A 10,044-nucleotide genomic window follows, 5' to 3' on the forward strand; every position below is an offset into this window, starting at 1 on the left:
AGGAGCTAGCATGAAAGTTGGCATTTTGATGTTTGACAAGCTAAATCTACTAAGCTTTGCTAAAATTTATGATTTTTTACATAAATTTGAGGATTTTAATATCAAGACTTACGCACTAAAGCCTGAAATAGTCGATGAATTTGGTATTAGGCTTCATCCTGAAATTTATGCCGAGAGCCTTTATGGTGTTGATATGTTGGTCGTGCCAGACGGAGTTGGAGCACTTGGATTAAGATACGATGAGATATTTTTAAGTTGGGTTAAAAGCTCAGCGAGTGCGAAATTTAAGATAGGTTTTGATCTTGGCGTGCTTATCCTTGGTGGTGCTGGATTTTTAGAAGACAGAGAGGCTTGCATAAGGGGCGGATACAAAAACGCCCTAAGTGACTACTGTGATGTTAATGATGCTAAGATGTGCGAAAGTAGGGGTGTCATAAGCGTTAGTGAATTTGATGATAGAATCAAAGAACAGCTGACAACGATACTAGGTAAAGATAAAATTTAAGAGTTTTTGAGCCTTAAATTTCTTAGTTTAGTGGGTTAGAAAAAAGGCTTTTTGTTAAACATCTCCTTTATCCTTAAAAGAGAAGATGCCAACAAGATCGACAATATCCACTTTTTAATTTTCAATATCGCACATTATTTCAACATACTCCAGTGCGATATTCTTATCCTTTTTACTTAACTCATTAAGTTTTTAGTTACATCAAAAATGATATCTATGCTACCATTTTTTATTGTCATAGTAAAGTATAAAATTTTAAACTAAGGCTAGATAAATTTTAGCTGGGTTGCGCTCTTACAAGAACAGCATTTCATAAAATTTAGTACAAAATATCAACTAAAATTTAGCTAGCCAGTGTTTGCTGGCTAGTTAAATTATTCTACAGTTACGCTTTTTGCAAGATTCCTTGGCATATCGACGTTGTTGCCAAGTCTAACAGAAATTTCAAGTGCAAGTAGCTGAAGCACTAGCATCATCTCAAAAAATTCGCTCATATAGTGATCTTGCGCGCTTGTTTTTACGTAGTCATCGCTTAGCTCAAACTCAAGTGGACTTATAGCTAGGATGTAAGCATCTCTTGCGGCAAGCTCTTCTACATTGCTCTTTGTCTTTTCATAGAGTAAATTTTGAGGCATAAGCGCTATGGTAAATAGCTTCTCATCTGCAAGTGCGATAGGGCCGTGCTTCATCTCGCCTGATGGATAGCCCTCGGCGTGAAGATATGAAATTTCTTTAAGTTTTAAAGCACCTTCAAGCGCAAGCGGATAAAAGATGTCTCTGCCGATAAAGAAGAAGCCATGACCGTGTAAATAATGCTTACTTAGGCGGTGAAGCTTCTCTTGAAGAGAGTTATTGATATTTAAAATTTGTGGAATGTGAAGAAGCGTTTTGATCTCGTGATCAAGCTCTTTTTTGCTGATAGAATTTTTAGCTGCTGCCATTTGAAGCACAAGCATCCAAAGTACGATGATCTGTGTTGCAAAGGCCTTTGTGCTTGCCACACCTTTTTCGATGCCAGCGCGAGTTAGAAGCGTATTATCAGCTAGCCTAACGATAGATGAGTTATCGACATTGCAAATCGCAAGTGTCTTTAGTCCGGCCTCTTTTGCGATCCTAAGAGCCTCAAGAGTATCAGCCGTCTCGCCACTTTGTGAGATGACGATAAAAAGCGAGTTTTTGTTTAGATAAGGCTTTCTATATCTAAATTCGCTTGCTACTTCGACTTTTGTTCTAACTTTAGCAAGCCTTTCAAAAAGATAGCTTGCAACAAGCGCTGCGTGGTAGCTCGTACCGCACGCACAAAGCACGACATCATCGATGCCTTTTAGGTATTCATCGTCTAAATTTTCAAGGGTAACTTTGTGGTTTTTAATCCTGCCCATGATGGTTTCAGATACAACTGCGCCTTGCTCGTAAATTTCTTTCTCCATAAAAAATGTATAACCTTCTTTTTGGGCATAGCTCTTATCTTTTGGCAGTGCGTTAAATGTTATGCTAGCCTTTTTGCCGTGTTTAAAAACAGCTATCTCGTCTAAGCTCACGTAGCCGTAGTTGTTGTCATCAAGATATGCTACTTCTGTTGCATTGCCAATTAACGGCGCATCTGACGAGGCAAAATATAGCTCTTTTTTGTCGCTTTTGCCTATCGCCATAGGAGCAGCATCTTTTGCGAAAAATATCTTATCAGGTGCAGTTTTGGTGATAAGTAGCGTCGCATAAGCACCTCTTAGCTTTGCGATAGTCGCCTCATAAGCCTTAAATGGGTCTTTTTTCTCTTTTAAAATTTCTTCAAAAAGGTGCACGATCACTTCGGTGTCGGTTTGGCTGACAAATTTCACGCCCTTTGCCTCAAGCTCATCTTTAAGCTCTTTGTAGTTTTCGATGATGCCGTTGTGAACGACAAATGAGTGCTCTCCAAGGTGTGGGTGAGCATTGATCTCAGTTGGTTTGCCGTGAGTTGCCCAGCGTGTGTGACCTATCGCCACGCCAAAGCCCTCTGATGTAAAGTCCTTTGTCTTTAGGGCTAAATTTTCAAGCTTGCCAACAGCTTTGAAAAAGTCGATCTTGCCATCACTCATCACAGCCATACCAGCGCTGTCGTATCCGCGATACTCAAGCTCTTTTAGACCGCTTAAAATGACCTCTTTTTTCTCTTTATCTCCGATGTATCCTACGATTCCACACATGTTTTACTCGCTTATTAATAAATTTAATATCTCTTCGCCTTTACTCTCAAGTCGCTCGTTTTTCTCGATCAAAAAGAGATTTCTCGTTCTATTTTTAACCGTCTGAATTCTAGCACTCGTGACTTGAAAATGAAGCCTGTCAAAAACACTCATCACATAAGCCATTAGCCCGCGCTGATCTTTTGCGTTGATGCTAAGTTTGGCGTAATCTTTTGAGTGATTTAGCTCGAAGTTTATCTCATCTTTGTTAATATTTGGTTTCAAAGGCTCTCTTAAAACCTCACTATTTAGGGATTTTAGGGCTAAAATTTTAGTATTTTCAAGCTCATGATTTTTTACATTTTGGTTAAAGTCAAGCCTGATATAAAATTTCTTCTCAAATAGCTCAAATATCTCCATATATGCAAGGTCAAATTTGGCAAATTCATAGAGCAGGGCGCTTAAATTTAGGCTCTTTTTTGTATAGATCTGAATGCTTAAATTTTTAGAGTTATTTATAAAAATTTCTGTCGCATCTAAGCTATCTGCAACCTTGCTTAAATTTATGATCTCACTCGCACTATATTTTATAAAGACAAGATTTGATGTGATTTTAAAAATTTTCTCTTGCAAGCTTGGTTCAAGCGCCAAAAACTCGCTATTTCGTTTTATAGACTGCTCTTTTTTTACGCGCCTTGTCGCTTCGTCAAGTAAATTTTCATCGCTAAATGCACTAAGAGAAATTTCATAAAGTTCCCTTAAAAGCTTTGCTGTGTAGGCGTTATAGAGCTTCTCGTTTGTCGCATTTATCACGCAGTAGCTAAGGATGTAAAGCAGTTTTAAAACTTGCTTGTCGCCAAGCTTTGAGATAAAAGCAAATATAACACGTTGGGAATAAATGTCCTCTCTGTTTGAGACGTTGCTCATTAGCGTGTGGTATTTTATCAAGATGACGCCGATATTTACGGCTTTTTGACTTAAATTTAGCTTGTTTGCGTAGGCTCTAAAGATATTTGCGCCGATATTTGCGTGATCTTTGCCAAGCCCCTTGCCAACGTCGTGCATTAAAGTCACGATCTTTAGCATTGTTTTACCCTCCAAGCAAAGCTCGGTATAGAGATTTTTTATGAATTTATCTTTTATATTTTCAAGAAATTTTACACTTAAAATGCTATGCTCATCGACCGTAAATTCGTGATAGCCGTCGTACTGAGCTAGCTGGCTGATGTGTTCCATTGGTTTTATTAAAATTTGTATCATTTGCGCATCAAGCAATGACTTTAAAATAGCGTAGGAATTTTTTCTTAAAAATATCTTCTTAAACTCACTTATAGCACGCTCTAAGCCACTTTTTGTGATGATGGCTCGCTTGATGTAAAAGATCGCACTTATATCAAATTTATAATCAACATCTTTTAGTTCTAAAAGCTCGGTTATTAGATTTTCAATGAGAGCTGGCTTTTTATGAAGCGGCACGTAAATAACGCCATTTATCTCGTAAAAGCCATTTTTTAGCCTTGCAAATTTTCTCTGATCAAAATTTAGCTCACTTTTAAAAAATGGCCTGCAAAGAGAAGCGACGATAAACCTCGAATAAATAGCGACATTATTCATCGAGCTTAGCATTTTTTGGCTAATAACGCTTTCGTTATCTTGAAGCTTTTTGGACTTTGTTTGCATGAAATCTGTCGTGATCTCAACGCTTGAAGCGCTAAAAGTATCAGAATTTTGCGTCAAATTTAAGGTGGTTAGTAGGCTTAGTAAAAAGTCTACATTTAGGTTAAAGCTAGCGATCTCTTTTTCATTCATCACTTTTAGGGCTTGTGATCTAACTGAAATGTCGCTATCAAGGCAGTTTAGTATACAGTTTAGGTGATAAATTTCATCTATCCCGCCAAAGCCACTTTTTAGATTTGGCTCTTGGGCTAAGTAGCTGATGCTAGAAAATGGCAAAAATACCTTTAAATGGTAGTTTAAAAAGGCTTTTTTATCAAATTCTTTTATCTTTACGATCTCGCTTTTTACTAAGCGGTAAAGACTTTTTGAGCCACAGATATATCGAAGCTGCGAGGTTTCACTCTTAAATTTCAAGTCATCTTTGAAATTTGGAAAAATTTCATCTACTTCAGCGCTTCTTACGGCAAAGTTGATGCCAGAGCTGCTTAAAATTTCTATAAATTCTTTTAAGAAATTTTTTGTGTTGTAGCCTTTTAAATTTTTATAAACTAGTAAAATTTCTAGCTCACTATTCGCACTTATTAGCGTCTGAGCGTACTTTCCAGTGGCTAAAACGCTAAAAGCAAAGCTATCATTTTGCGGGATAAAGTCATCGAAAAATTCCCGCATAGTTTCATTTAAATAAGATTTTATAAAATCATCATATTCTTTGGCTAAGAAATTTGCAAAATTTCTACCCTGATTTTTTTGAAAATGTTTTGGTAAATTTGCTTTAAAATCAAGAAATTTCTCTTTGATTTTTAAATAATTATCGCTATTTTTGGTACTTTTATCAGACAGCATTTAATGTTTCCATTGTTAAAAATATCTTGGCAAATGTTACATAATTTTTGCAAAAACAAAGCTTTATTTGCTTATAATGAAGCCTTAAGTTCAGCTTTAGGACGATATAAATAATGAATCTATTACAAAAACTAGAAAGTGGCGAGAGATTAAGCAAACAAGAGGCTTTTTCGCTTTATGAGCTTGATCTTTTTACCTTGGCTAAATTTGCCGATAAAAAACGTAGAAAACTGCATGGCAACAAGGTCTTTTTTAATGTAAATCGCCATATCAATCCAACAAATATGTGTGCTGATATCTGTAAATTTTGCGCATTTTCGGCTCACAGAAAAAATCCAAATCCATACTTAATGAGCCACGAAGAAATTTTAAAGATCGTTGATGAGAGCGTGAGCCACGGCGTAAAGGAGATACACATCGTATCAGCTCACAACGCAAAAAGTGGCTGGCAGTGGTACTTAGAAATTTTTAAAAAAATAAAGGCAGCTCATCCAGAGCTTCATGTAAAGGCGATGACGGCGGCTGAGATCGACTTTTTATCAAGGCATTACGGCTTAAGCTACGATGAGGTGATAGAAAAGATGCTTGAATACGGCGTAGATAGCATGCCAGGCGGTGGGGCAGAAATTTTTGACGAAGAGGTTAGGGCTAAAATTTGCAAAGGCAAAGTAAGTAGCGAAAACTGGCTAAAGATCCATAAAATGTGGCACGATCACGGCAAACAAAGCAACGCAACAATGCTTTTTGGTCACATAGAAAGCCGCGATAACAGGATCGATCATATGCTAAGGATTAGGGACTTGCAAGATGAAACTGGTGGATTTAACGCATTTATCCCGCTTGTCTATCAAAGAGAAAATAACTACTTAAAAGATGTGAAATTTTTAGGATCAGCTGAAATTTTAAAGACTCTGGCGATCTCACGTCTTGTGCTTGATAATGTCCCACATATCAAAGCTTACTGGGCTACTTCGACACTAAATTTAGCGATGATAGCTCAGGAATTTGGTGCTGATGATCTTGATGGCACGATAGAAAAAGAGAGTATCCAAAGTGCGGCTGGTGCAAATAGCGCAAACGGCGTTACACTAAAGACATTTTGCGATCTCATAAAGACATCTGGTTTTACGCCGGTTGAGCGTGATAGCTTATATAACGAACTTAAAATTTACTAAAAGGAGCTTGGGGTGAAATTTTTTGACTTAGCACAAAACAAAACGAGTGTGAAGCAGGAATTTGGAGCGGGACTTACGACGTTTTTGGCGATGATGTATATCGTGCCGGTAAATGCGATCATTATGAGCAAAACTGGTATGCCTTATGAGGCATTAATCACGGCAACTGCGCTAATTACCATATTTTCTACTATATTAAATGGTCTTTGGGCGAACACGCCAGTTGCGATGAGCGTTGGTATGGGACTTAATGCTTATTTTACATTTGGTCTTTGCATCGGCATGAAAGTCCCTTGGCAAACGGCTCTTGGCGTTGTTTTTCTAAGCGGCGTAATATTTGTCGTCTTGTCTTTTACAAATTTTAGAATGTGGATAATTAGATCCATCCCACTTGATCTAAGAAGGGCGATAAGCGCTGGTATAGGCACATTTATTAGCTTTGTGGCGTTTCAGCAAATGGGCTTTATCGTAAATAGTGACGCAGTTTTGGTTGGTATAGGAAATTTCAAAGATCCAAACGTACTTCTTGGCGTTTTGGGACTATTTTTAGTTATTTGCTTTTGGGCGTGGAAGATAAAGGGTGCGTTTATCCTAGCTGTGCTTGCTACTTCAGTGATAGCTTGGGTGCTTGGTATCGCTCCTCATCCAACAGAAATTTTCTCAACTCCAGCTTCTATCTCTCCGATATTTTTAGAGCTTGACATAAAAGGCGCGCTTAGTCTAGCCTTGCTTCCTGTTGTAATCACATTTTTTGTGACCGATCTTTTTGACTCGATAGGCACACTAGCTGGTGTAGGCACGAGGGCTAGAATTTTTGATGAAAACAAAAAAGATGGCGTCGTAAAACTTGAAAAAACTCTTGAAGCTGACGCTATTGCTACGGCAGCTGGCTCACTAGCAGGCGTAAGCACGACCACGTCGTTTGTCGAGAGTGCGAGCGGCGTAGAAGAGGGCGGTAGGACTGGTTTAACAGCTGTCTTTTGCGGACTTTTATTTATACTTACACTCTTTATGTTGCCGCTTTTTAAAGCGATCCCTGGCAATGCCATCTATCCGATCCTTGTAATGGTTGGCGTACTTATGTTTGCTGAGCTTGCTAGTATAAATTTTAAAGATCCAGCCATCGCCGTTGCGACATTTTTTATAGTCGTGCTCATCCCACTTACTTATTCGATCACAAACGGCCTTGCTTTTGGTTTTATGTCATACGTCATAGTTAAGCTCATAAAAAGAGAATTTAGCGATATAAATTTAGGCGTAGTCGTGCTAGCGCTCATTAGTTTTATCGTATTTTTAGTGCATTGATAAGGATGAAAAATGATATTTTATAGCTACGATGAATTTGCTGTTGATACTAAAAAGATGGCAAAACAGATAAAAGATGAATTTGATCCAGAGGTGATACTAGCTGTGGCAAGAGGCGGTCTAACGCTTGGCCACTCGCTAGCTGTTGCGCTTAATAATAGAAATTTATTTACCCTAAATTCTATCCATTATGAAGATACAAACAAGCTTGATACGATTAATATCTTTAACGTGCCAGATCTTAGCAAATACACTAAAATTTTGCTCGTCGATGACATCATCGATAGTGGTGAGAGCATGGTCGAGATAAAAAGAGAACTGCTTAAGCGTTATCCAAATTTAGATATAAAAATAGCGACCGTTTTTTATAAAGAGAAGGCTTTGCTTTTGCCAGAATTTAAGGTAAAAGAGGCTCACGATTGGATTGAGTTTTTTTGGGATATACATATTTAAGGAAAATTTTTGCTAGATAAATTTAGAGAATTTGTTGGACATCATGTCGCTTTTAGCGTATTTTTGATATGTTTGATTGATTGTATATTTTTACTTTATACGGCAAATTCTCTTAGCATAAGTTACAGTGAAGCTGAAATTTTTTTTAACAAACAAAATTTTCTTAGCCATGTTTTAAAATTAAGCGTTCAAATTTTTGGTCAAACAGATATTGCTCTAAGATCTGTGATGATCGCGTTTCATGTCATAAGCGTCGTTTTAATGTATAAGGTAAGCAAATTTTACATTAAATTAGAGTTTGACAGATTTATTGCGGTATTGCTTTTTATCTTACTTCCTGGCACGATAGCTTCGGCTCTTATTGTCAATAATGCTGGGCTTTGCGTTATGCTGGCGCTTCTATGTATATACTTTTTCCATATTAAAAATAAAATTTTATTTGTAACATTTTTTTGTCTTTCTTTTTTTATAGATGGCGATTTTTTGATATTTTACGTAGGATTTTTTATATTTGCACTTTACAAAAGAAAGCCGCCTCTTGCTTGGCTAAGTGCTATTTTGTTTTTACTCACGCTTTACTTTTTTGGTTTTGATACAAATGGTAGGCCAAGTGGGCACTTTATCGATACTTTTGGTATCTTTGCCGCTGTTTTCTCGCCATTTATTTTTATATTTTTTGTCTATACGATTTATAGAATTTGGGTTAAGGAAAAGAAGGATCTTTTATGGTTTATTGCGATTTGCTCATTTTGCTTTTGCATGATAGTCTCAGTGCGCCAAAGACTGGAGCTTGAGCAGTTTTTGCCGTTTTGCGTGATCGCAACGCCACTTATGGTAAGAGTTTTTTTTAATTCGTATCGCGTAAGATTGCCAAAATTTAGAAAAGGCTATAAAATTTGCACGACCTTAGTGATGCTTTTTTTAGCCTTAAACTGGTCGATGATCGTATTTAATCAAATTTTTTACCTATTTTTAGATAACCCAACAAAGCATTTTGTCTATAAATTTGATGTTGTAAAAGAGCTTGCTGATAAATTAAAAGAAGCGGAAATTAAGGATTTATACACTGATAATAAAAAGCTTGCATTAAGACTTAAATTTTATGGTATAGACGTAAGAGATGAGTCTAAAAATTTATTAGTAAACGCCGATCTAGATGGAAAATCAAAATTTTGCATAGAAAAAATGGGAAAAGTAATCGCAAATTTTGATGTAAGAGGCAGGTAGATGCATAAAAACAAGGGTTTTACTGTTATAGAGCTTATATTTGTAATCATTGCCGCTGGCATACTTGCAGCAATGATCATACCAAGACTAGAAATAAACGGAGCCAGAGAGGCAGCCACGCAGATGCTAACGCATATAAGATACGCCCAGCACCTTGCCATGCAAGATGATAAATTTGTTCATTCAGAAAATGAAAAATTTTGGTTTAAAATGAGATGGGGGATAGCTATTAATGATACTAGTTTGCAAGAGTGCTCAGTAGATGAGCCTGGAGTTAAATCTTGGAAATATAGTATTTTTTATGATAAAAGGGGTAGTGGTAATAAATTTAGCGGTAATTTAAATTCCAAAGAAGAGGTTGCCATCGATACACAAAAATCAAACAAATTCTTAAGTGCGGGCTGGAGAGGCATTCCTCAGTCCTATTGCAATAAAATTAATATAGATTTAAATATTGAAAAAAAATATGGCATAAAATCAGTTAAATTTGTCGGTAGTTGCGGAAAAGGCAAAATGCAAACTATTGATTTTGACGAATTAGGTAGGCCCATGAGAGTGGTAAGTGTTACTAACAATAAAGGAGCGAAAAGACCTTATTCAAGACTATTGAAAGGTGATTGCAAGATAGTTTTAACAGATAAAAATAACAATGTAGCCTCTATAAATATAGAAAAAAGAAGTGGATACGCATATA

General features: G+C 36.8%; 8 protein-coding genes. 6 read left to right on the forward strand and 2 right to left on the reverse strand.

Annotated elements, in window-relative coordinates; translation table 11 throughout:
* The first annotated feature begins 10 nt into the window (after positions 1-10).
* Positions 11-505 carry a type 1 glutamine amidotransferase family protein gene (locus tag FZ949_RS07215; protein ID WP_148790299.1) on the forward strand — a complete coding sequence of 165 codons (495 nt, stop codon included), beginning with the start codon at positions 11-13 and terminating at the stop codon, positions 503-505.
* Between the two features lie 374 nt (positions 506-879).
* Here the strand turns inward: FZ949_RS07215 and glmS are convergent, their stop codons facing one another.
* Positions 880-2,691 carry a glutamine--fructose-6-phosphate transaminase (isomerizing) gene (glmS, locus tag FZ949_RS07220; RefSeq protein WP_148790300.1) on the reverse strand — a complete coding sequence of 604 codons (1,812 nt, stop codon included), beginning with the start codon at positions 2,689-2,691 and terminating at the stop codon, positions 880-882.
* 3 nt (positions 2,692-2,694) lie between these two features.
* Positions 2,695-5,190, reverse strand: a complete 2,496-nt coding sequence (locus FZ949_RS07225) for an HD domain-containing protein (RefSeq protein ID WP_148790301.1) — start codon at positions 5,188-5,190, stop codon at positions 2,695-2,697.
* Between the two features lie 110 nt (positions 5,191-5,300).
* Here FZ949_RS07225 and mqnE point away from each other — a divergent pair, with 110 nt between their 5' ends.
* From mqnE to FZ949_RS07250, 5 genes are all read left to right on the forward strand, one after another.
* On the forward strand, positions 5,301-6,365 hold the full coding sequence (mqnE, locus tag FZ949_RS07230; RefSeq protein ID WP_148790302.1) for an aminofutalosine synthase MqnE: 1,065 nt from the start codon (positions 5,301-5,303) through the stop codon (positions 6,363-6,365).
* A gap of 12 nt (positions 6,366-6,377) precedes the next feature.
* Positions 6,378-7,670 (forward strand): NCS2 family permease, encoded by a 1,293-nt coding sequence (locus FZ949_RS07235; RefSeq protein ID WP_103579696.1) that lies wholly within the window; start codon positions 6,378-6,380, stop codon positions 7,668-7,670.
* 12 nt (positions 7,671-7,682) lie between these two features.
* The gene (locus FZ949_RS07240) at positions 7,683-8,123 is read left to right on the forward strand and encodes a phosphoribosyltransferase (protein ID WP_054196841.1); all 441 of its coding nucleotides are present in this window, start codon (positions 7,683-7,685) and stop codon (positions 8,121-8,123) included.
* A 9-nt stretch (positions 8,124-8,132) separates the two neighbouring features.
* Positions 8,133-9,350 carry a glycosyltransferase family protein gene (locus tag FZ949_RS07245; RefSeq protein WP_148790303.1) on the forward strand — a complete coding sequence of 406 codons (1,218 nt, stop codon included), beginning with the start codon at positions 8,133-8,135 and terminating at the stop codon, positions 9,348-9,350.
* A partial coding sequence (locus tag FZ949_RS07250; RefSeq protein WP_148790316.1) for a pilus assembly FimT family protein occupies positions 9,351-10,044 on the forward strand: 694 nt, incomplete at its 3' end.

The sequence above is a fragment of the Campylobacter concisus genome (genome assembly GCF_902460545.1).
GTDB lineage: Bacteria > Campylobacterota > Campylobacteria > Campylobacterales > Campylobacteraceae > Campylobacter_A > Campylobacter_A concisus_AE.